Here is a 20,529-nt window from a genome sequence, read left to right on the forward strand (position 1 = left end):
ACCACTTTCTAGAAAAACTTTCCAAAGTTCGATGCGGCGCCACCCGCGGGGAGCGGTGCGCGAGCCACGACTGCGACGTACGGATAACCAGTTGGGAACGGATCACAGTGATGACAGGCTGAAGCTCATGCCGCCGTCGACAGCCGAACAACAACTGCTGCGTGAACTGCACGCCTCGCTCACGCTGCGCAAGCGTCCGGAGGATGTGGCGCGGCTCATCCAGGATCTGTACGCCGCCCAGGGCACCGACCTCGACGCGGCGACGGAGGCGGCGCTCGCCAAGGCCGCCGAGCACTCGCTGCGCAACATCTGGCACGGCTACACCTCGATGCGCGAGGAGTTCGCCCGCCCGGTCGGCGCGCAGCGCCAACTCGCCCGCGCGGCAGCCCTCTTCAAGGACCTGCCGGACTTCCCGGACGGCGCGGGGGACGATCCGGCCCGGATCGAGGCGGTGATCCGGCGGGCGGGCGAGGACATCGGCCGCGCGTACGGGCAGAACGACTTCGGCATGGACCGCCTCGACCGCGCCGAGCGCGCCGCGGCCGGTCTCGGCGAGATCTCCAAGCGCCAGTACAACAAGCGCTTCCGGCTGCTGCGCCGGATGGAGGCGAAACTGGCGCGGCTCATCCACGAGCAGCGCCGCCGCGAAGTGACCATGACGGGCAAGGGCGCCCTCGCCCACGCCCTGCCGTACGAACTCTTCGCCGCGGACCCCGACTCGGCGGCCTTCATCGCGTATGTCACGGCGCGGGGCTACATGCGCAGTGTCTTCACCAACGGCCGGCAGCGTCAGGTCTACGACGAGGTGGCCGAGGCCCTGTTCGGGCGGCTGCGGGCGCGGCCCGAGCGGACCTGCTGGTTCGCCGTGGCCCATGTGCACCCGCGGGCCGAGGTGTTGGCGGCGGTGTCCGACGAGGACCTCACCCGACTCCTTGTGCGCTGGAACGGCTTCCTGCGCCAGGTGGCCGACCTCCTTGAGGACGCCTGGAACCGGCACCCCCTGGAGCGCGCCACGATGGTCGTGCGCCCCGGCGACGACTCGTCGACGTGGAACCAGGCCGCGCAGGCGTGGAACACGGCCCGAGCGCATTGGTTCGCACTGCTCCACGAGCTGGGCGAGACGGCGATCCTGGACGAGGTCTGCCCCGGCAAGGTGCCCCGGCTGATGGCTGCCGACGTGGCGTACTGGCACCGGATGAGCGGCGGCGGACTGCACCCGGACACCTACGTCTGGGCGGACCTTCCGCTGCCGTGGGAGGTGCTCCGCGGTGAGGAGGACTGCCCACGCTCGCTGGTCGAGGCGGTCTGCGCCCGGCATCGGGTGGACCCGGTGGCCGGCGCCTGGACCGCACCCCGGCCCACGGCCGAGCCGGTCGCCTTCCGCCGGACACCCGAGCTCGTACACGGAGTCCCCGTAGCCGACCCCCTGATGGCCGGCGCCCTCCGCTCGGCGGGAATCTTCTCCGGCAAGGGCAAACGCGCCGCGGCCCAAGAGTGGCTCTGACCCCCATCAACCCCCGCTCCACGGAAATCAGTTGCCCCGCGCGACGCCCCCGGCAATGATCGCCACAGCGACGAGGAAGCTCTGCGGAGGAGCGCCCGGCTCTGTCTCCGGGTGGACGCAGGTTCGAATCCTGCCCTCGTCGCCTTCAAAGCTGTTGGCCGCGGGGGACGCGCTGCGGATGGCCGTGGTGGATGCCGAGGAGCATGAGCTTGCCGAGGAGTTCGTGCGCAAGTCGCCGCCGGGCGTGGGCGCCTGCATGCTGTGCGGGTCCTGCGGCAGCGGCTGCCGGTGTTGTCTCGTGCGGAGGCCATCGAGTACGTGACGTCCCTGCTGGACCACGATGTGCCTGCGCGCCTCGTGGCATCACGCCCCTCGGGCCGCCACGGCGCGGCGGATGCCGTAGGCCGCGGCTCCCAGGGACAAGACCGCCGCGCCCCAAGTGACCGACGCCGCGGGCAGGGTGAACGTGAGCAGCAGGCAGCCGGTCAGGCCGAGGACCGGGATGGCCCGAGGCGGGCGGCCCTCCGCTGAAGTGAGGGTGAGCGCGGAGGCGTTGGCGATGGCGTAGTAGGCCAGTACGCCGAAGGAGGAGAAGCCGATCGCCCCGCGTACGTCGACCGTGGCCGCCAGGACGGCGACGACCGCGCCGACCGCGAGTTCGGCGCGGTGCGGCACCTTGAAGCGCGGGTGCACGGCGGACAGGACGTACGGGAGATGACGGTCACGGGCCATGGCCAGTGTGGTGCGGGAGACTCCGAGGATCAGCGCGAGCAGCGAGCCCAGTGCGGCGACGGCCGCTCCCACGCGGACCAGCGGCGTCAGCCATGTCGCACCGGCGGCCCGCACCGCGTCCGACAGCGGTGCGCCCGACTCCGCGAGCCGCCCGGCTCCGAGGACGCTCAGGACGGCGACAGCGACGGCCGCGTACACGATGAGAGTGATGCCGAGGGCGAGCGGGATCGCCCTCGGAATGGTGCGCGCCGGGTCGCGGACCTCCTCGCCGAGGGTGGCGATGCGCGCGTACCCGGCGAAGGCGAAGAACAGCAGCCCGGCGGCCTGCAGCACCCCGGTCCAGGAGGCGTCCGGTCCCCACTCCAGGTGCGAGGTGTCGGCGCCGACGCCGGTCAGGCAGACGACCACGACTGCGGCGAGCACGGCGAGGACGACGGCGACGACGGCACGCGTGAGCCAGGCGGTCTTCTGGATGCCGGTGTAGTTGACCGCGGTCAGCGCCACCACCGCGGCCACCGCCACCGCGTGGGCCTGGGCGGGCCAGGCGTACGACCCCACGGTCAGCGCCATCGCCGCGCAGGAAGCGGTCTTGCCGACCACGAAGCCCCAGCCGGCGAGATACCCCCAGAAGTCACCAAGGCGCTCGCGGCCGTAGACGTAGGTGCCGCCGGACGCCGGGTAGCGGGCGGCGAGCCGTGCGGAGGATGTGGCGTTGCAGTAGGCCACCACCGCGGCGACGGCGAGCGCCGTCAGGAGCCCGGATCCGGCCGCCCCGGCCGCCGGTGCGAGCGCGGCGAAGATGCCCGCGCCGATCATCGAGCCCAGGCCGATCACCACCGCGTCCGGCACCCCGAGCCGCCTGGTCAGCTCTCCCTCGGCGGGAGGATTCGCCGCCGTGCCCATCGCTGCACTCCTTCGCCCGCGGCGCGCTGCTCCGCGCGTCGGTTCTCGTACCTCGGCGTCGCCGTACGTTACTTGGCCCCCCAGGGGTGGACGCCGCGAACCCGCCCTGACGTGGCCCCGCGACGGGAGCCACATCGCGGGCCCTTCACTAGGCTGGACGGCGTCCCGGTCCGGCGGTTTCCGAGGGGGCAGCGTGTCCACGATGGTGATGACCGGCGGCACGTCCGGCTTCGGAGCGATCGCGGCCGAGCGTCTCACGCGATCGGGCGACGTACGGCTGATCCTGGGCGCACGCCGGACGACGGCCGTCGACGGTCGGATCCCGGCGGTGGGCGACCGGATCCCGCTCGACCTGGCGGACCTCGCCTCGGTGCGCGCCTTCGCGACGACGGTCCTCGAACGGCTCGGCGACACCCCCGTCGACGCCTTGGTGCTCAACGCCGGAGTGGTCCTGCCCGACGTCACCCGTCGCACGGTCGACGGCTTCGAGACGACCTTCGCCGTCAATCACCTCGCGCACCACCTGTTGCTGCGCCTGCTGCTCCCGGCACTCGCGGACACGGCGACCGTGGTGCTGACCACGAGCGGCACCTACGACCCCGCCAACCACGCCGGTCTGACGCCGCCCCGGCACGCCGACGCCGAGCTGCTCGCGCACCCCGACCGGGACCCCGGCCTCGACGCCAAGCCGCGCAAGGCGGGCGAGCACGCGTACACCGCGTCCAAGCTGTGCGCCGTGCTCACCGCACGATCGCTGTCCGATCACCCCGGCTTCCGCAACGGTCGCCGCACCGTCGTCGCCTACGATCCCGGGCAGGTCTTCGGGACAGGCCTGGCCAAGCAGCTGTCGTTCCCGCTGCGTACGGCCTGGGCGCTGCTCGGCACTCCGGTCGTCGGCCGGCCGCTGCGCAGGTTCAGCCGCGATCTCAACAGCCGCCCCGACGCCGCGAACACCTTGGCCGACCTGGCCGGCGGCGGTGTGCCGGCCCCGCCCGGACGCGTAATCGTCGCCCTGCGGCGCGCACGGCTCAGCTGGCCGGACCCGTCCGATCTGGCCCGCAGGGACGAGGTGGCGCAGGCGCTGTGGAACGACAGCGGCAGGCTCGTCGGCCTTTCGCCCTGACACGGACCGCGTCGCACGGCACGTCGCTCGTCGCGTCGCTCCCAGGCACGGAAACCGGTCGCCAGAACGCCCGGCGCACTGATTGCATCTCCCCATGAGTGATCTGCACATCCGCTGTGCGACCCCGTCCGACATCGACACCGTTCTGCGGTTCTGGCGCGAGGCCGCGGAGGGAACGAGCATCAGCGACGACCGGGCCGGAGTGGCCCGGCTCGTCGAGCGCGACCCCGAGGCCCTGCTCATCGCCGAGCGCGACGGCGTCGTCGCCGGCACCGCGATAGCCGGTTTCGACGGCTGGCGCTGTCACCTCTACCGCCTCGCCGTGCACCCGGACCAGCGGCGTCAGGGCGTCGGCTCGGCGCTGCTCGCCGCGGCCGAGGAGCGCTTCCTGGGACTTGGCGGGCGCCGCGGCGACGCGATGGTCCTTGACCGCAACGAGCTCGCGCAGCACGCCTGGCGCGCCGCCGGGTACGCGCCCGAGCCGCAGTGGAGCCGCTGGGTGAAGCACCTCTAGGTCCCGGTCCGCGGACGCCCGCACGAGCGGACTTTGCTGGTCCTTTACTATGTACGGACCACTCGATTCAACTGAGATTCAAACGGAAAGGTGTGAGCGTCCGCCCATGGGCGAGCCTCCCAGTACCCGACATCGCGCATTCCCCCGGTCCCTGTCCGATCATGGGACGGAGGTGACCCGATGACCGAAGTGCTCCTGCTCCTCGTGGCGGTGCTGCTTTCGCTGGCGTGCGGCGTCTTCGTGGCGGCGGAGTTCTCCCTCACCACGGTCGAGCGCAGCGAACTGGAACGAGCGGCCGAACGGGGCGAGCGCGGCGCCGCGGGCGCCCTCAAGGCCGTCAAGAACCTCACCTTCCAGCTCTCCGGGGCGCAGCTCGGCATCACCGTCACCAACCTGGTGGTCGGCATGCTCTCCGAGCCCTCCATCGCCAAGCTCATCGCGGGCCCGCTGCGCTCCATGGGCATCTCGGAGTCGGTGGCCTCGTCGGTGGCCCTGGTCATCGGCACGGCCCTGTCGACGGTCTTCCTGATGGTCGTCGGCGAGCTGGTGCCCAAGAACTGGGCGATCTCCTCGCCGCTGGCCGTCGCCAAGCGGGTGGCGACTCCGCAGCGCCTGTTCAGCGCCGCGTTCCGCCCCTTCATCGCGCATCTGAACAACACGGCGAACCACTCCGTACGCCGTTTCGGCATCCAGCCCACCGAGGAGCTGGCCAGCGCGCGCAGCCCCAAGGAGCTGGTGGCGCTCGCCCGGCACTCCGCCAAGGAGGGCGCCCTGGAGGCGGACACCGCCGAGCTGTTCGTGCGCACCCTGAACCTCGCCGATCTCTCCGCGGAGAACGTGATGACGCCGCGCGTGCAGGTCATCGCCCTCGACGCCCTCGCGACCTGCGAGGACGTCGCGAACGCGACGCGCGCGACGGGCCTGTCCCGCTTCCCCGTCTACCGCGGCAACCTCGACTCGGTCGTCGGTGTCGCGCACATCAAGGACGTCCTGGCGATACCGGCCGAGCGCAGGGCCCGCTTCCCCGTCGCCGAGCTGATGCGCGAGCCGCTGCTCGTACCGGAGTCGCTGACCGTCGACCGGCTTCTTGACCGGCTCTCCGGCAAGCGCACGATGGCCGTGGTCATCGACGAGTACGGCGGCACCGCCGGGGTCGCGACCCTGGAGGACATCGTCGAGGAGGTCGTCGGCGAGGTGCGGGACGAGCACGATCCGCACGAGACGCCCGACATCGCCCCAGCGGGCACCGACGACGCAGGCCGGACGCTCTACTCCGCCGACGGCTCGGCCCGCACCGACCAGCTGGCCCGCGTCGGCCTGCGCGTACCGGACGGACCGTACGAGACGCTCGCAGGCCTGGTCGCCACCGAGCTCGGCCGCATCCCGGCCGAGGGCGACAGCGTCGAGGTGGGCGGCTGGCTGCTCGACGTCGTGGACGCCCGCGGCCGCCGCGCCGCCCGCGTCCTGCTGCACGCGCCCCTGCACGACGACCACCAGGAGGAGGAGCGATGACCGCCGTCCAGTTGCTGATCGGCCTGGCGACGCTCGTCGTCAACGCCTTCTTCGTGGGCGCCGAGTTCGCGCTCATCTCCGTACGCAGGAGCCAGATCGAGCCGTACGCCGAGGACGGCGACCGGCGTGCCAAGAGCGTGCTGTGGGGTCTGCAGCACGTGTCGGCGCTGCTTGCGGCGGCCCAGCTCGGCATCACGCTGTGCACCCTGGTGCTCGGCATCGTCGCCGAGCCCGCGATCGCGCATCTCCTTGAGCCGCTGTTCGACGCGGTCGGCGTGCCGCACGGTCTGGTCCACCCGATCTCGTTCGTCATCGCGCTCGCCCTGGCGACGTATCTGCACATGCTGCTCGGCGAGATGATCCCCAAGAACATCGCGCTCGCCGAGCCGGTGCGCTCGGCGCTGCTGCTCGGCCCGCCGCTGGTCGCGCTGGCCCGCGCGCTGCGCCCGGTGATCTTCGCGATCAACGCGTTCGCCAACGGCCTCCTGAAACTGCTCAGGGTCGAGGTGAAGGACGAGGTCGCCGCGACGTTCTCTGACGACGAGCTGGCCCGCATGGTCAAGGACTCCGGTGACGCGGGTCTGCTCGACGACCGTGCCCAGGAGCGGCTGCACGACGCCCTCGAACTGGGCCGCCGCCCGGTCCGGGACGTCGTGCTCCCGCTGGAGCGGGTGGTGTACGCGCGTGTGGGCGTGACACCGGAGCAGTTGGAGCGGCTCTCGGCGGAGTCCGGGTTCTCCCGCTTCCCCGTCGTGGACGACGGCCGCCGCATCGTCGGCTATCTGCACGTCAAGGACGCGCTCGACCGGGCGCCGCGCGATCTGCCGTTCCGGGTGCCGGACATGCGGAAGATCGCGCAGGTGCGGGAGTCCACGCCGCTGGACGACGTGCTGACCGCGATGCGCGGCAGCCGCACCCATGTGGCGGCGGTGCTCGGTTCGGACGGCAGACTGGCCGGGATGGTCACGATGGAGGATGTACTGCGGGAGCTGTTCGGTCAGCCCGCCTGAGCCGAGGGGGATGCGCACACCGTGAGTCAACTCGTCCTGCGCGACGTGTCGTACGGCTATCCGGAACGGCCCGTCCTGGAACGGGTCTCGCTTTCGGTGCGCCCCGGCGAGAAGGCGTGTGTCATCGGCGAGAACGGCTCGGGCAAGTCGACGCTGCTCCGTCTGATGGCGGGCGAGCACGCGCCCGCCGACGGCGAGGTGGCCGTGGTGTCCGACGGTGGCACCGGCTATCTCGCCCAGACGCTGCGCCTTCCGCCGCACGCCACCGTGCAGGACGCGGTGGACGACGCGCTGGCCGAACTGCGGGATCTGGAGCGGCGGATCGGCGCGGCGGAGGCCGCGCTCGGCTCGGCGGGAGCGGACGGCCTCGCCGCGTACGGGGATCTCCTCGCCGCGTTCGAGGCCCGTGACGGCTACCGCGCCGACGCCCGCCTGGAGGCCGCGCTGCACGGGCTCGGCGTACCGCATCTGGAGCGTTCGCGTGCCCTCGGCTCCCTCTCCGGCGGCGAGGCCGCGCGCCTCGCGCTGGCCTGTGTGCTCGCCCCGCAGCCCGAACTCCTCCTCCTGGACGAGCCGACGAACCACCTCTCCCCCGCGCTGGTCGAGGAGCTCGACGAGGCGCTCGCGGAGTACCGGGGCACGCTGGTCGTGGTGTCCCACGACCGCAGGCTGCGGCAGCGGTTCCGGGGCGAGCGGGTGCGGGTGGAGGCGGGGCGACTGCTTACGGAGGCATAGCCCGTGACCCCCACCCTCACCGAACGCCGCCCGCCCTGGGTCGTCTTCACGCGCCATGACGACCCATGGCTGAGTGCCGAGGCCGACGAACTCCACCTCCACGGTGGCCGCGTGTTCCGCCTGGACGGCCGGGAGTTGCTGGACCCGCAAGCCCTCTTCGCCGCCTTCGCCCGGGAGTTGGCCTTCCCCGGCTACTTCGGCCACAACTGGGACGCACTGGTGGACTGCCTGCACGACTGGCACGGCCACGGAAGCGACACGAAGGACCTGGCCGTCCTGATCGACCACGCCGACGCCCTGCACGAAGGCGACTTCCTCGGACTCCTCGTCTCCGTGCTCTGTCAGGCCGCCTGGCAGGCCAACTTCCGGCTGGACGCGGACGGCGAACCGGACGCCGACCGCCGCCCGTTCACCCTGCACACGGTCTTCCTCCTGGACGACCTCGCTCCCGCCGCCTTCACGGAGGCCGTGGCCCGCGGCATGGACGTACAGGTGACGCTCGAAGGGGAACGTCTGACAGCGACCCTGGCACAAGAGGACTGGCCGCTCCCCGCCCACGTCAGGGCGCGGTCGCACCCTTCCGGACGGTCGGAGTCTCCGTGATACCGGGCCCACCGGTCCCCACCTTCGCGGCGCCGACGGCCGTGAGGACGGCGAGGAGCGTCGCCAGCCCGGCGGTGGCGAGCGCCGTCTGCCAGTCGGCGTCCAGAAGAGTGGTCGCCCCGACGGCGAGCACGGCGGCGAGTGACTGCGCGAAGGTCCGGATCGCGCGTTCAGCGGTGGCCTTCCAGAAGGCGGCGGTCCACAACATGACGGCCTCGCTCTCTCAAGGTTGACGGGTCAACTCCCGGCATACCGCGCCGATGGCCTGCTGGATACGGTCAAGGGGACGCGAGTCCCCGCGATGCGAGCCGAGCCGAGACGAGGAGCAAGACCCATGCCCAGCGACAACCGAGCAGACCCGCCCAGCCTCGGCACCGAGCGTGAGACGTTGCGGGGGTTTCTCGACTATCAGCGGGCGACCCTCGCCATGAAGTGCGAAGGGCTCGGCGACGAGGAGCTGCGGCAGCAGTCGATGCCGCCGTCGACGCTGTCGCTGCTCGGGCTCGTGCGGCACATGGCCGAGGTGGAACGCGCCTGGTTCCGGCGGCCGTTCGAGGACAATGACGCGCCCATGGTCTGGTCCCAAAAGATCGACTTCCAGGCGGCGTACGACGCGAGCGCGTCGACCAGGGCCGAGGCGTTCGCCGCCTGGGAAGCGGAGGTGGAGAACTCGCGCCGCATCGAGCGGCAGGCCGACTCCCTGGACCTGGCCGGGTATCAGCCGCGGTGGGGCGAAGAGGTGTCGCTGCGGATGGTGATGGTGCACGTCCTGGTGGAGTACGGCCGCCACAACGGGCACGCGGACTTTCTGCGCGAGGGAGTCGACGGGACCGTGGGCGCCTGAGTCCGCCTACGGTGTGAGGCGGTGCCCCGTCGTCGCGTCGACGTGGTCCGGGATGTCCTCGTGGCGGTCGCCGACCGTCGAGGTGCCGGCGGGTTCGAGGAGGAGGATCGCGGCGCCGGACGGCGCGGACGGCTTGTGTTCGGTGCCGCGCGGGACGGTGAAGACCGAACCCTTGGGGAGGGTGACCGTGCGTTCGCCGGTCGGCTCGCGCAGGGAGATGCGCAGTTCGCCGTCGAGGACGAGGAAGAACTCGTCGGTGTCGTCGTGGACGTGCCAGAGGTGCTCTCCCTCGACCTTGGCCACGCGTACGTCGTAGTCGTTGACCTGGGTGACGATGCGCGGGCTCCACAGGGCGTCGAAGGAGGCCAGGGCCTTGGTCAGGGCGATGGGTTCGTTGTTGCTCATGGCTCCACCTTCCGCCGTCCGGCCGCGATCAGGCGAGTGGTAGAAATAGCTCATGGCGCAAGGATCCTCTCAGGGTGATGGTGATGGTGGTGGTCGTCGCGGGCCGCTGCATCGCGTCGTCGTGATCGTCGATGCCAACTCCAATCCCTTCGAACTCGGCTGCGCCACCGAGGTGTTCGGACTGCGCAGGCCCGAACTCGGGCGTGACTTGTACGAGTTCTCGCTCTGCTCGCCCGAGCCCCGCACCCTGATGCGGGACGGGTTCTTTACGCTCACCGGCGTCGCGGGCCTTGAGGCGGCCGACTCGGCGGACACCCTGATCGTGCCCAACCGGCCCGACGTCGAGGTGCCACGGCGCCCGGCCGTCCTCGACGCCGTCCGCCGGGCACACGCCCGCGGGGCCCGGCTCGTCGGGTTCTGCAGCGGCGCCTTCACCCTGGCCGAGGCCGGGGTGCTCGAAGGGCGCCGGGCCACCGCGCACTGGCAGTGGGCCGACTCCTTCCGGGCCCGCTTCCCCGGCGTACGGCTCGAACCGGATGTGCTCTTCGTCGACGACGGCGACATCCTCACCGCCGCGGGCAGCGCCGCCGCCCTCGACCTCGGGCTGCACGTGGTCCGCAGGGACCACGGCGCCGAGGTCGCCAACGCGGTGAGCCGGCGCCTGGTGTTCGCCGCCCACCGGGACGGCGGCCAGCGGCAGTTCGTGGAGCGGCCGGTACCGGACGTGCGGGACGAGTCCCTCGCCCCGGTGCTCGCCTGGGCGCAGGAGCGGCTCGACTCACCGCTCTCCGTGCCCGATCTCGCGGCGCGCGCCGCGCTGAGCCCGGCGACGCTGCACCGCCGCTTCCAGGCCCAGCTGGGCACCACGCCCCTCGCGTGGCTCACCGGCGAACGCCTCACGCTGGCCTGCCGGTTGATCGAGCGGGGGGTGACCGGATTCGACGTGGTCGCCCGCCGCAGCGGCCTTGGGAGCACCGCCAATCTGCGTGCCCTGATGCGCCGCGAGACGGGCCTCACGCCCTCCGCGTACCGCCGCCGGTTCGGGCCGGCGCAGCACTGAGCGGGGCGCGCCCGGCGCCGCCTTCGATCCCCCCTCGCAAAGGCCGACTTGCGACCTATTGGCCCCTCTCCCCCTCTCATAGGGTCACGGCTTGATATGGCCATGACGAAGGAGAGGGAGTCCATGCGTCGCAGACGCCTGCTTCACCTGGTCCTCGCCCCGCTCGCGGGCGTGCTCGTGTTCACGGCTCCGGCCGCCGCGGGCCCCACGCCACCGGGGGACGTCTACCGCCCGGTACGCGGTCCTGCCGCGCCCGCCGAGTACCGCTACCTGCAGAAGACGGTCCCCGGAGAGTCGATTCCGCGCCACGCGCACGAGGACGCCGCAGCGCAGGCGCGTCAACTGCCCACCACCGGCGGCCGGTGGAAGTCCGTCGGGCCGACGAACATCGGCGGGCGCATCGTCTCCCTCGCCCTCGACCCGAAGCGCGCGGACACGCTGTACGCCGCCGCGGCCAGCGGTGGCGTCTGGCGCAGCACGGACGCCGGGCAGACCTTCAAGTCCGCCTGGCCCGACGACTGGACGCAGTCGATGGGCGCGGTCGCCACCGCACCCGACGGCACCCTGTACGCCGGTACCGGCGAGCCCAACCCCGGTGGCGGCAGCATCACGTACGAAGGAACAGGCCTCTACCGCAGCACCGACGGCGGCAGGCACTGGACGCCGTCCGGGCTGCGGGACTCCGGCGCGATCAGCGCGATCACCGTGGACCCCGACAACCCGCGCCGCGTCTACGTGGCGGCGGCCGGTTCGCTCTACAACGGCGGCGGCGACCGCGGCGTCTACCGCTCGGAGAACGGCGGCAGGACCTGGCAGCGGATCCTGTCCGGCGCCAACGAGTTCACCGGCGCCACCGAGATCATCGTCCAGGGCGGAAAGCTGTACGCCGTCCTGTGGGACCACCGCCGCACGCCCGAACGCCGCACCTACGGCGGCGAGGGCTCCGGCGTCTTCCGGTCGGGCGACGACGGCAGGACCTGGCAGCGGCTCGGCGGCGGCCTTCCCGCGCAGGGCCCGGGCGTCGGCCGGATCGGTCTCGCCGTCGCGGGCGACCGGGCGTACGCCATCGTCAACAAGACGGAAGGACCCTTCGAGGGCTTCTACGCCTCGACGGACGCGGGCGACACCTGGAAGCGGACACCCGCCGACAAGAAGCTCACCGATTCGCAGTCCACGTTCGGCTGGTGGTTCGGGAAGATCTGGACCGATCCGCGCGACGCCGGGCATGTGCAGGTCGCCGGAGTACCGCTGATGACGTCGAAGGACGGCGCCGCCACCTGGACGGCCGACGACACCAGCATCCACGTCGACCAGCACGCGATGGTCTGGGACCCGCGCCACCCCGGCCGCGTCTACCTGGGCAACGACGGCGGCGTCTACCGCTCCGACGCGAACGGCGACGGCGGCTGGATCAAGGCCCGCCACGAGCCGTACACCCAGCTCTACAGCGCGGCCATATCGCCGCAGGACACCTCGCGGATCTCCGGAGGCGCACAGGACAACGGCTCGATACGTTCCTGGGGCGGCGACGGCTTCAACGAGTACCTCGGCGGTGACGGCGAGGAGAACCTGATCAACCCGACCGACCTGAACAACGTCTACGCCTGCTACCAGTACGGGAATTGCTTCAGCTCGGCGGACGGCGGCGACACGCTCACGTACTTTGCCGACAAGACGACGTATCTGCGCCGCAACTGGTTCACCCCGGTCGTCTTCGACCCTCGCAACCCCAAAGTCCTCTACTACGGCGCAGAGGTGCTCAACCGCTCCACGGACGGCGGCGCCACCTGGCAGGCCATCAGCCCCGACCTGTCCGGCGGTCCGGGCCCCGACCCGATCTACACCAACTACGGCACGATCACCTCGATCGCCCCGGCCGCGGACGGCCGCACCGTCTACGTCGGCACGGACGACGGCCGCGTCTGGGTCACCAAGGACGCCGGCGCGCACTGGACGAAACTCGCCCAGGACCGCCCCTGGGTGACCCGCGTCGTCGTCGACCCGCACGACCCCGACCGCGTCTACACCACCCACTCCGCCTACCGCGCGGGCTCGGCCACGCCCCACGTATACGGCAGCACGGACGGCGGCGAGCACTGGAAGGACCTGTCGGGCAATCTGCCGGACGCCCCGGTCAACGACCTCGTCATCGCCCGGGGCGGCAAGCTCCACATCGGCACCGACCAGGGCGTCTTCACCTCCGGCGGCAAGGGGGACCACTGGTCGCGCCTCGGCCGTGGCATGCCCGCGGTGCCGGTGGACGACATCGAGTACGACGCCGGGAACCACCGTCTGGTGGCGGCCACGTTCGGCAGGGGCTTCTACGAACTGACCACTCCCTGACCGTCCGACACCGCCAACCGCTCTGCTCCGGGCGGCCGTCGGGCCACCGGGAGCAGAGCGTCGTCCTCAATCCGGATCCGGCGGGCCATGGGGCGATCAGTGCGTTGCGGGAAGGTCGGAGCGGTCCTCGGCGGGTGTGCCGGCCGCGGTCACCCTGCCCGCCCGTGAGCGGAGTCCGAAGGCGGCGATCAGCGCGGCAAGCAGGACCGCGGCGAGCGGGACCCACAGGGCGGCGCGGTAGCCGTCGAGGAGGTCCGCCGGTGCGGACGAGGCGGTGGCGGCGACGTTGACGGCGGTGACCGCGGAGAGGCCGAGCGCCGCGCCGAACTGGAAGGAGGTGTAGAGGAGTCCGCCCGCCAGGCCCTGCTCCTCCTCCTTGACGCCCTCGGTGGCGACGATGGTGAGCGGACCGTAGGCCAGGGCGAAGCCGAGGCTGAGGATGATCAGGCTCGGGAACATCGCCAGGTACGTCCAGTCCGCGCCGACCGGCAGGAACAGGGCGTACGCGAGCGCCGCGAGGAGCAGACCGCCGAAGATCACCCGGGCGTTGCCGAAGCGCTCGACGAGCTTGGGCGTGAGGGTGGGCGAGAGCACCGCGTCGACGCCGATGACGATCATCGCGAAGCTGGTCTCGAGAATGGACCAGCCGCGCAGCTCCTGGAGGTAGAGGACGACCAGGAACTGGAATCCGAAGAAGCCCCCGGCGAAGAGCAGCCCGGCGAGATTGGCGCGGACGAGCGCGCCGCTGCGGAAGATGCCGAGGCGGACCAGCGGCGATGCGGAACGGCGCTCGACGGCGACGAAGGCTCCGAGGAGCGCGAGACCTGCGGCGAGCGTGGTGAGGGTGGCGGCGAGGCTCGTGTGGGATGCGCGCTCCACGCCGAGGACGAGCAGCACGATGGCGGCCGTGACGGTGACGCCGCCCGCCAGGTCGACGCCCTGCCCGGTGCGGTCGGGGCGCGGCGACTCGGGCACGAAGGCGAGCGCGGCGAACAGGATCACCGCGGAGAGCACGACGGGGGCGAAGAAGACCCAGCGCCAGCCGACCGAGGCCAGCAGACCGCCGATGACCAGGCCGATCGAGAAGCCGCCCGCTGCGGTGCCGGAGTAGAAGAGCAGGGCCTTGTTGCGCCGCGGTCCCTCCTCGAAGCCGGTGGTGATGATGGAGAGGCCCGCGGGGGTCATGAAGGCGGCCGCGACCCCGGTGACGAAGCGGGCGACGATCAGCATCCAGCCCTCGGTGGCGAAACCGCCAAGGCCCGAGAAGAGCAGGAAGACGGTGAGCCACAGGACGAACATCTGGCGGCGCCCGAAGAGGTCCGCCGCCCGGCCGCCGAGCAGCATGAAGCCGCCGTAGCCGAGGACGTAGGCGCTCATGACCCACTGCAGGTCTCCGGTGGACAGGCCCAGGTCGGCGCGGATGGACGGCAGGGCCACATTGAGCATGGCCACATCGATGCCCTCCAGGAAGATCGCGCCGCACAGGACGAGCAGGACGACCCACTCCCGGGGCTTCAGGGCGGCTGACTCTCTCTGCATACTCATCGCGATGTCCTCTGTTGTTCTTCTGCCAATTGGCCGACGGTGACGGTTCGTTGTCGGCTCACTCACCCTCGATCAAGGCGCACGGCGGAACAACGGCGAAGATCGCAACGTTCGTTCAACCAGGCTTACCGATCCGATCCACCTGGGGGAACGCCGATGGAACGCGATGAACTGGAGTGCTTTCTGCTGCTCGCCGACGAGTTGCACTTCGGCCGCACGGCCGACCGCATGCGGCTCTCGCGCGCGCGGGTCAGCCAGCTGGTCCAGCGCCTCGAACGCCGCGTCGGCGCCCCGCTGTTCATCCGTACGAGCCGCCGCGTCGCCCTCACCTCGCTCGGCCGGCAGCTGCGCGCCGACCTCGAACCGCACCACCGGGCCATCGCGGCCGCCCTCGAACGGGCCGCCGCCACCGCGCGCGGCATCGAGAGCGTGCTGCACGTGGGCTTCTCCAACCCGCTGACCGGCGAGATCGTGCTGAAGGCGACGGAGGCGCTGCGCGCGAGCCACCCCGGTCTCGCTGTGGAGATCTGCGAGGTGCCGCTCTCCGATCCCTACGGGCAGCTGCGCAACGGCGAATTCGACGTCCAGCTCACGGAGTTCCCGGTCCAGGAGGCGGACCTGGGCGCCGGTCCCGCGCTGCTCGCGGAGGAGCGTGTCCTCGCGATCGCCGCGGGCCATCCGCTGGCCGGGCGGGATGCGGTGTCGCCCGAGGATCTGGCGGACGTGACGCTGCTGACGATCGCGGGCGATGTGCCCGACTACTGGCTGGAACACCATGTCCCGTCCCACACGCCGCTCGGCCGCCCGATCGCCCGCGGCCCCGGCGTGACCAACATGCAGGAGGCCCTGATGCTGGCCGCGGCCGGCAAGGGCGCGCTGCTCGCCCCCGCGCACACCGGGACGTACTACGCGCGACCTGGTGTCGCGTACGTCCCCTTCACCGACGCGGAGCCGGTCGGCTACGGCATGGTGTGGCGCGCGGGCGACGACACGGGGGCGATCGAGGCGTTCACCCGGACGGCCCGGGAGGTCGCGCGGGACGTGGCGCAGGGGGATCCGCGCAGTGCGGTGCCGGTGGGCGTGTGATCAGGAGTCGCCGCACGGGCCGTCGCCCTGTCGGCGGCCGTCGGCTTCGAGCAGTCGGCGAAGGCGGCGGACCTCGGCGACGAGGCGGGGGACGTCTTGGCGGGCGCGTGCGATGAACCGGGCGTTCTCGTCCCAGCGTCCGTCCGCCGCATCGACGTAGCGCGGCTGCTGAACGAGGGTGGCGGCGACGATCTCACCGTGGTCGAAACCGGGCCATCGCTCGCCGCGTCCGGTGTCGGGGACGGTGCTGACGGCGACGAGGCTCATGGCGTGGTCGTCGTCGAGCTGACGCATGTGCCACGGCCCGGGAGTCGCGGCCGCGGCGATCTCCTCGATCCCGTCGAGGTCGTCGTCCGTCAGCGGAGCGGGGGCGTCCATCGGGCTGCTTCCTCTCGCGGGTCGGCGCCGGTCAGCCCTGGTCGGTGCGGGGGGGCCACGGCCGCCTTTGCCGGGACGGTGCTGAGGCAACGCGACACAGGGCGTTGTCGTCGTCGAGGTCGCCGTCCGTCAACGCGGCGGAGGTGTCCTCGGGTTGGTCCCGCGCCCCGGTCACGACCGGGCCGCCTCCGCGGCCGCCTTGACATGGCCGTTACGGGTCCGGATGAGACGCGGCATATAGCGGTTGAGCACGGCCCACTCGGCCACGGCGCCCAGCGGGCCGAGCGGTGCGGCGAAGTCGATGACGTCACGCATCACCGTGCCGCCCTGCCCGTCCGGCTCGAAGTGGTGGGCGTGGTGCCAGCGTTTGAAAGGCCCTGACACCTGCTCGTCGACGAAGTGTCCCGGCCGGTCGAAGGCGGTGATCCGGGACGTCATCCGCCACCGCACGCCGAAGTGCCTTGCCTCCCAGGTCACGGACTCCCCCAGCCGCATGCCGCCGGCCGCGACCCCGCCGATGACCTGCTCCCCGGACGCGGCCATCGACGCGGTGTGCACATCGACGTCCAGCGAGATGTCGAAGACGAGCTCTGGCGGCGCGGCGATACGGGTGACTGCCTCGAAGCGGGTCATGCACCGACCCTACGACGCCCTCCACGCCCGCCCGTCGTCAGGGTGCGCGGGCCTCAGGCGCCTCCCGATACGGGCGCCTGCTCGGCCTATGTGGCCTGCTCGGCCCGCCCCGAACGGTGCGCCGCGACGCCGGTCAGCTCCGGGGCCACCTCCGGACGCAGGACGAGATCGTCGTCGTAGTCGCCGCCGTGCTCGTGGCGGTACGGCAGCGGGGCGGTGACGGGCAACTCGCTGAGCCGGTCGCGCAGTTCGGCGGTGCGGGCGCGGTAGCCGGCGGCGTCGAGACGGTCGGCGCCGTAGACGACGTACGGCGGGAGCGCGGCCATCCCCGTGTACCAGAAGACGCCGTGCAGCAGCGGGAAGAGGACCTCGTCCACCTGCCCATGGACGCCGCGCGGCCCGAACCCCGACTCCCGCGCACCGACCGAGGTGACGACCAGGGCACGCTTCCCGGCGAGCCCGCCGTCCCCGTACCGCAGGGTCCGCCCCGCATCGTCCTGGAGCCCGAAGGCGAAGCCCTGCACGAGCACCCGGTCGAACCACCCCTTGAGGATGGCGGGCGGCCCGAACCACCAGAGCGGAAACTGGAACACCAGCGCGTCGGCCCAGGCGATCTTCTCCTGCTCGCCCACGATGTCCTCGCTCAACTTCCCTGCCGCATGGGCATGTTCCTGCTCGGCACCGACCAGCAGCCGCTCCATCGACTCCCGATGAAAGTCGTCGACGTCCACCACGGGCTTCCACCGCATGGCGTACAGATCGGACTCGCGGACCTCGTGCCCGAGCTCACGCAACGCCTGTACGCCGTCGTCACGCAACGCCCCGTTGAGGGACCGGCCTTCGGGATGGGCGAACACCCAGAGAATCTTCATGCCATCGATCCTCCGCCGCGCCCCGGACCAACATCAGCGGCCAGACGGCCATGCACCGCAAGGATCTGGCCAGCGGCCGCTTACCTGCGCATGACCTCGGCGAGCTGCTCTTCGGTCAGGGCGGGCACGGCGACGGGACGGGCGGCACGCCATCGCCGAGCGGTACGGGACCATCGACCTCGTCTACTACGGGCCGGGAGCGGTCGACCCGGACGCCCGGCCGAAGCAGATCACCGAGACCGATGCCCGGAGCACGCAGGAGGCGATGAGCATGGTGTATCCGGCCGTCGACGTGGCGAACAAGGCGCTGCCCGGCATGCTCGAGCGCGGCGACATCTACCGGTCGGTGACATCTCAGCCCCGGCGAGAGGATGCCTTCACGTCTCGGCGCGGCGGAACTTATGGTTTGTGGGTTACCCAGAGCAGTTCCGCCGGCCAGCGGTGTGCCCAGTCGGGTGGGTCGGTCTCGTTGTAGCCGTTGGGTGTTCCGAGTTCGGGCCGCGGCTCGATGAGGTCGTCGATGATGAGACCCGCGTCGCGCAGGACCCTGACCCAGTCGCCGTAGGTGAGCTGATAGCTGGTCGCGCCGTCGTCTTCGGCGATGGCGTTCAGCCCGAAGTAGTCCTGCTGCAGCGTCGTGGTCACGCGGCCGGCGGCTTCGTCGTAGCAGGCTTCGAACCATGGGCTGGCGACGTTGAACACCAGGCGCCCGCCTCGGCCCAAGACGCGTGCGGCCTGCGGGACGGCCAGGTGCGGGGGCGCCCAGCTGAGCCCACCGAAGTCGCAGAACACCAGGTCGAAGCTGTCGTCGGCGAAGGGGAGTTGTTCGGCGGCTCCTTGCACCAGCGGGTAGCGGGCCGCTCCCATCGCACCGGCCGCTGCGGCGAGTTGGGCTTCGGACAGGTCGAGCCCGACCACGTCGGCGCCCTCGGCGGCGAGCGCCCTGGACCACTGGCCGGCGCCGCAGCCGAGTTCGAGGACGCGCTTGCCGGTGACGTCGCCCAGGGCGTGCAGGTGCGCGTCGAGGATGGAGTACATGCCCCACAGCCGGGGTGCGGCGCCGATTCGCGGGTCGTGCTCGTGCTGGTAGGCGCTGCTGATCTGGTTCCAGAGCCGCCGGTTGGCCGGGATGCTGTCCACGTGCCGACTCCAGCACTGCCTGCCGGGGGCGGTCAACACGATTAGGGCACTGGCCGGCCCTCGCCTCGGGTCCGGCCCAGGCTCGGCCCATGATCCGCCGGACGAGCCCTAGGGCCTGTCCGAGGGAACCTCGTAGGAGCTGGTCCGGTGACGGCTGCGGAATTCGGCCAGCAGCTCGTCGGTCGCCTCGGCCCCGGCGCTCACAGCGGCGTGGACGTCGCGGAAGTAGTTTTCGTACCCGGCGGGGGTGTAGAGACACAGGGCGCGTGCGGGGGCCGGGCCCGCGTTGCGGAAGCCGTGTGGGGTGCCGCGGGTGGCGGCGAGCAGATGTCCGGGGCCGACCGTCACCTCGCCGTCTCCGGTGTGAAGCGTCAACTCGCCCTCAAGAACGTAGAAGTACTCGTCATGTCCGTCGTGCACGTGTGGCCTGGCGCCAATGGTGCCGGGGGCGAGGCTGAACTCCTCGAAGGCGAAGAGCCCGCCCGTGTGCTCGCTGGTGAGCCGGAAGAAGTGCGCGACACCGGCGACGTCTATGAGTTCACCGTCCTGGGGGCGGCGCAGCAGCGGACGGGCGGGAGTGTGGGCCTGATGATCGGTCATGGGGGCATTGTGACCCAGAGACTGTCGGCGAGTCATGAGCGGAGCCAGAGGAGTACGGCAGCAACGGTCACGGTGCCGTGGAAGACATACGCTCGCTTGTCGAAGCGGGTGGCTACAGCCCGAAAGCCCTTGAGGGCATTGATCGTTCGCTCGACTTCATTACGGCGCTTGTGATGTGGCCCAGCCACACAACCCATCGGACACGGCCTAGGCGTCCCGGCACTCCACATGGCCCCAGCCGTGCGCGTTCTTCGTGATCTTCTCGCCGGCCTCGTAGGGTTTCTGGCAGTGGCAGCGGCCGGGGAACTTGGCCTTGATGACGGGGGCCGAAGTCGCCTTGCCGGAGGCCGACTTGGCGGTGCGTCCGGCGGTGGTCTTGCGTGCGCGGGGTGCGGCCGTCATGCGCTCGGGGCGCGGCTGCGGGATCTCCTGCGCGCCGTGGGCGGTGCCGGCCGGCTGCTGCGAGGTGGCGGCGTCGCTGGCCGCCACGTCGGCGATGGCGTTGAGGTGGTCGCCGTCCACCTGGTGGGCCGCGACATGCCGGAACGTGACCGCGCGGCCCTGCAGGAGCGCGTCGATGCGTACGACGAGCTCCTTGTTCGCGACCGGCTTCTTCGCCGCGGTCTGCCAGCCGTTGCGCTTCCAGGACGCGATCCACTTGGTGACCGCGTTCATCGCGTACTGGCTGTCCATCCGGACCTCCAGCGGGAGCGCGGGGTCCGTGGCCTCCAACAGCTCGGCCAGTGCGGTCAGTTCGGCCACGTTGTTCGTCGAGTGGCCGAGCGGCCCTGCCGCCCAGCGCCGCGGGGTGCCGTCGGCGTCGGCGACCACCCAGGCCCAGGCCGCGGGTCCGGGGTTCTTCTTCGCGGCTCCGTCACAGGCGGCGATGATCAAGTCAGACATTCCTCGATGATGCCAGTTGCCGTGGGGGGGGCGGGGGGGGGGCCCCCCCCCCCGGCGCCCCGGGGCGGGGAGGGGGGGGGGGGT

The 20,529-nt window shown here is 71.5% G+C and carries 21 protein-coding genes, 1 tRNA gene and 1 pseudogene; 12 read left to right on the top strand and 11 right to left on the bottom strand.

Annotation, left to right across the window (positions count from 1 at the left end; genetic code table 11):
* Positions 1–127 precede the first annotated feature (127 nt).
* Together ACFWY6_RS10330 and ACFWY6_RS10335 are read left to right on the top strand one after the other, a co-directional pair.
* Entirely contained in the window at positions 128–1,504 is a 1,377-nt protein-coding gene (locus tag ACFWY6_RS10330; RefSeq protein ID WP_384687775.1) for a hypothetical protein, read from the top strand.
* A gap of 69 nt (positions 1,505–1,573) precedes the next feature.
* Positions 1,574–1,646: transfer RNA gene (locus ACFWY6_RS10335), tRNA-OTHER, on the top strand.
* A gap of 221 nt (positions 1,647–1,867) precedes the next feature.
* Here the strand turns inward: ACFWY6_RS10335 and ACFWY6_RS10340 are convergent.
* A complete protein-coding gene (locus tag ACFWY6_RS10340; protein ID WP_384687776.1) occupies positions 1,868–3,139 on the bottom strand; it encodes an APC family permease in 1,272 nt (423 codons plus the stop codon).
* A gap of 202 nt (positions 3,140–3,341) precedes the next feature.
* Here ACFWY6_RS10340 and ACFWY6_RS10345 point away from each other — a divergent pair, with 202 nt between their 5' ends.
* From ACFWY6_RS10345 to ACFWY6_RS10370, 6 genes and pseudogenes are all read left to right on the top strand, one after another.
* Positions 3,342–4,262: an SDR family NAD(P)-dependent oxidoreductase gene (locus ACFWY6_RS10345; protein ID WP_384687807.1), complete on the top strand. Its 921-nt coding sequence runs from the start codon at positions 3,342–3,344 to the stop codon at positions 4,260–4,262.
* A gap of 94 nt (positions 4,263–4,356) precedes the next feature.
* Entirely contained in the window at positions 4,357–4,776 is a 420-nt protein-coding gene (locus tag ACFWY6_RS10350; RefSeq protein ID WP_360769771.1) for a GNAT family N-acetyltransferase, read from the top strand.
* Positions 4,777–4,956: 180 nt separating this feature from the next.
* Complete coding sequence (locus ACFWY6_RS10355) at positions 4,957–6,288, top strand: hemolysin family protein (protein WP_384687777.1); 1,332 nt, start codon at positions 4,957–4,959, stop codon at positions 6,286–6,288.
* Positions 6,285–7,298, top strand: coding sequence for a hemolysin family protein (locus tag ACFWY6_RS10360; protein WP_384687778.1), 1,014 nt, complete (start codon positions 6,285–6,287; stop codon positions 7,296–7,298). Before ACFWY6_RS10355 ends, ACFWY6_RS10360 begins: the two co-directional genes overlap by 4 nt.
* A gap of 21 nt (positions 7,299–7,319) precedes the next feature.
* Positions 7,320–7,979, top strand: a pseudogene (locus ACFWY6_RS10365) (ATP-binding cassette domain-containing protein); the annotation flags it as partial.
* A 57-nt stretch (positions 7,980–8,036) separates the two neighbouring features.
* Positions 8,037–8,636: a barstar family protein gene (locus ACFWY6_RS10370; RefSeq protein WP_384687779.1), complete on the top strand. Its 600-nt coding sequence runs from the start codon at positions 8,037–8,039 to the stop codon at positions 8,634–8,636.
* Here the strand turns inward: ACFWY6_RS10370 and ACFWY6_RS10375 are convergent.
* Positions 8,593–8,844, bottom strand: a complete 252-nt coding sequence (locus ACFWY6_RS10375; protein ID WP_384687780.1) for a holin — start codon at positions 8,842–8,844, stop codon at positions 8,593–8,595. The two genes, ACFWY6_RS10370 and ACFWY6_RS10375, sit on opposite strands and share 44 nt — an antisense overlap.
* 126 nt (positions 8,845–8,970) lie before the next feature.
* Here ACFWY6_RS10375 and ACFWY6_RS10380 point away from each other — a divergent pair, with 126 nt between their 5' ends.
* Positions 8,971–9,480, top strand: a complete 510-nt coding sequence (locus tag ACFWY6_RS10380) for a DinB family protein (RefSeq protein WP_384687781.1) — start codon at positions 8,971–8,973, stop codon at positions 9,478–9,480.
* Positions 9,481–9,486: 6 nt separating this feature from the next.
* Here ACFWY6_RS10380 and ACFWY6_RS10385 read toward each other — a convergent pair whose 3' ends face one another.
* Complete coding sequence (locus ACFWY6_RS10385; RefSeq protein WP_384687782.1) at positions 9,487–9,885, bottom strand: cupin domain-containing protein; 399 nt, start codon at positions 9,883–9,885, stop codon at positions 9,487–9,489.
* 52 nt (positions 9,886–9,937) lie between these two features.
* Here ACFWY6_RS10385 and ACFWY6_RS10390 point away from each other — a divergent pair, with 52 nt between their 5' ends.
* Complete coding sequence (locus ACFWY6_RS10390) at positions 9,938–10,945, top strand: GlxA family transcriptional regulator (protein WP_384687783.1); 1,008 nt, start codon at positions 9,938–9,940, stop codon at positions 10,943–10,945.
* A 123-nt stretch (positions 10,946–11,068) separates the two neighbouring features.
* Positions 11,069–13,288, top strand: coding sequence for a WD40/YVTN/BNR-like repeat-containing protein (locus tag ACFWY6_RS10395; RefSeq protein ID WP_384687784.1), 2,220 nt, complete (start codon positions 11,069–11,071; stop codon positions 13,286–13,288).
* A gap of 96 nt (positions 13,289–13,384) precedes the next feature.
* On the opposite strand, the gene ACFWY6_RS10400 is transcribed toward ACFWY6_RS10395, so the two are convergent.
* Positions 13,385–14,833: an MFS transporter gene (locus tag ACFWY6_RS10400; RefSeq protein WP_384687785.1), complete on the bottom strand. Its 1,449-nt coding sequence runs from the start codon at positions 14,831–14,833 to the stop codon at positions 13,385–13,387.
* 156 nt (positions 14,834–14,989) lie between these two features.
* Here ACFWY6_RS10400 and ACFWY6_RS10405 point away from each other — a divergent pair, with 156 nt between their 5' ends.
* A complete protein-coding gene (locus ACFWY6_RS10405; protein WP_384687786.1) occupies positions 14,990–15,919 on the top strand; it encodes a LysR family transcriptional regulator in 930 nt (309 codons plus the stop codon).
* On the opposite strand, the gene ACFWY6_RS10410 is transcribed toward ACFWY6_RS10405, so the two are convergent.
* From ACFWY6_RS10410 to ACFWY6_RS10440, 7 genes are all read right to left on the bottom strand, one after another.
* A complete protein-coding gene (locus ACFWY6_RS10410) occupies positions 15,920–16,297 on the bottom strand; it encodes a hypothetical protein (protein ID WP_384687787.1) in 378 nt (125 codons plus the stop codon).
* A 171-nt stretch (positions 16,298–16,468) separates the two neighbouring features.
* Complete coding sequence (locus tag ACFWY6_RS10415) at positions 16,469–16,930, bottom strand: SRPBCC family protein (RefSeq protein WP_384687788.1); 462 nt, start codon at positions 16,928–16,930, stop codon at positions 16,469–16,471.
* Between the two features lie 86 nt (positions 16,931–17,016).
* The gene (locus tag ACFWY6_RS10420; protein ID WP_384687789.1) at positions 17,017–17,802 is read right to left on the bottom strand and encodes an NAD(P)H-dependent oxidoreductase; all 786 of its coding nucleotides are present in this window, start codon (positions 17,800–17,802) and stop codon (positions 17,017–17,019) included.
* Between the two features lie 186 nt (positions 17,803–17,988).
* On the bottom strand, positions 17,989–18,138 hold the full coding sequence (locus ACFWY6_RS10425) for a hypothetical protein (RefSeq protein ID WP_384687790.1): 150 nt from the start codon (positions 18,136–18,138) through the stop codon (positions 17,989–17,991).
* A 63-nt stretch (positions 18,139–18,201) separates the two neighbouring features.
* Entirely contained in the window at positions 18,202–18,942 is a 741-nt protein-coding gene (locus tag ACFWY6_RS10430) for a class I SAM-dependent methyltransferase (RefSeq protein ID WP_384687791.1), read from the bottom strand.
* A 108-nt stretch (positions 18,943–19,050) separates the two neighbouring features.
* Positions 19,051–19,542 (bottom strand): cupin domain-containing protein, encoded by a 492-nt coding sequence (locus ACFWY6_RS10435; protein ID WP_384687792.1) that lies wholly within the window; start codon positions 19,540–19,542, stop codon positions 19,051–19,053.
* A 207-nt stretch (positions 19,543–19,749) separates the two neighbouring features.
* A complete protein-coding gene (locus ACFWY6_RS10440) occupies positions 19,750–20,445 on the bottom strand; it encodes a ribonuclease H (RefSeq protein ID WP_384687793.1) in 696 nt (231 codons plus the stop codon).
* Positions 20,446–20,529: the final 84 nt, after the last annotated feature.

It is taken from the genome of Streptomyces sp. NPDC059037, from assembly GCF_042740015.1.
Lineage (GTDB): Bacteria > Actinomycetota > Actinomycetes > Streptomycetales > Streptomycetaceae > Streptomyces.

Excerpts from the sequence above, each read along its gene's own strand:
- ACFWY6_RS10375 (WP_384687780.1), bottom strand. The coding sequence starts at position 8,844 with ATGTTGTGGACCGCCGCCTTCTGGAAGGCCACCGCTGAACGCGCGATC.
- ACFWY6_RS10385 (WP_384687782.1), bottom strand. The coding sequence starts at position 9,885 with ATGAGCAACAACGAACCCATCGCCCTGACCAAGGCCCTGGCCTCCTTC.
- ACFWY6_RS10420 (WP_384687789.1), bottom strand. The coding sequence starts at position 17,802 with ATGAAGATTCTCTGGGTGTTCGCCCATCCCGAAGGCCGGTCCCTCAAC.
- ACFWY6_RS10415 (WP_384687788.1), bottom strand. The coding sequence starts at position 16,930 with ATGACCCGCTTCGAGGCAGTCACCCGTATCGCCGCGCCGCCAGAGCTC.
- ACFWY6_RS10410 (WP_384687787.1), bottom strand. The coding sequence starts at position 16,297 with ATGGACGCCCCCGCTCCGCTGACGGACGACGACCTCGACGGGATCGAG.
- ACFWY6_RS10440 (WP_384687793.1), bottom strand. The coding sequence starts at position 20,445 with ATGTCTGACTTGATCATCGCCGCCTGTGACGGAGCCGCGAAGAAGAAC.
- ACFWY6_RS10330 (WP_384687775.1), top strand. The coding sequence starts at position 128 with ATGCCGCCGTCGACAGCCGAACAACAACTGCTGCGTGAACTGCACGCC.
- ACFWY6_RS10435 (WP_384687792.1), bottom strand. The coding sequence starts at position 19,542 with ATGACCGATCATCAGGCCCACACTCCCGCCCGTCCGCTGCTGCGCCGC.
- ACFWY6_RS10400 (WP_384687785.1), bottom strand. The coding sequence starts at position 14,833 with ATGAGTATGCAGAGAGAGTCAGCCGCCCTGAAGCCCCGGGAGTGGGTC.
- ACFWY6_RS10380 (WP_384687781.1), top strand. The coding sequence starts at position 8,971 with ATGCCCAGCGACAACCGAGCAGACCCGCCCAGCCTCGGCACCGAGCGT.
- ACFWY6_RS10355 (WP_384687777.1), top strand. The coding sequence starts at position 4,957 with ATGACCGAAGTGCTCCTGCTCCTCGTGGCGGTGCTGCTTTCGCTGGCG.
- ACFWY6_RS10395 (WP_384687784.1), top strand. The coding sequence starts at position 11,069 with ATGCGTCGCAGACGCCTGCTTCACCTGGTCCTCGCCCCGCTCGCGGGC.
- ACFWY6_RS10340 (WP_384687776.1), bottom strand. The coding sequence starts at position 3,139 with ATGGGCACGGCGGCGAATCCTCCCGCCGAGGGAGAGCTGACCAGGCGG.
- ACFWY6_RS10390 (WP_384687783.1), top strand. The coding sequence starts at position 9,938 with ATGGCGCAAGGATCCTCTCAGGGTGATGGTGATGGTGGTGGTCGTCGC.
- ACFWY6_RS10405 (WP_384687786.1), top strand. The coding sequence starts at position 14,990 with ATGGAACGCGATGAACTGGAGTGCTTTCTGCTGCTCGCCGACGAGTTG.
- ACFWY6_RS10360 (WP_384687778.1), top strand. The coding sequence starts at position 6,285 with ATGACCGCCGTCCAGTTGCTGATCGGCCTGGCGACGCTCGTCGTCAAC.
- ACFWY6_RS10345 (WP_384687807.1), top strand. The coding sequence starts at position 3,342 with ATGGTGATGACCGGCGGCACGTCCGGCTTCGGAGCGATCGCGGCCGAG.
- ACFWY6_RS10350 (WP_360769771.1), top strand. The coding sequence starts at position 4,357 with ATGAGTGATCTGCACATCCGCTGTGCGACCCCGTCCGACATCGACACC.
- ACFWY6_RS10425 (WP_384687790.1), bottom strand. The coding sequence starts at position 18,138 with ATGTCGCCGCGCTCGAGCATGCCGGGCAGCGCCTTGTTCGCCACGTCG.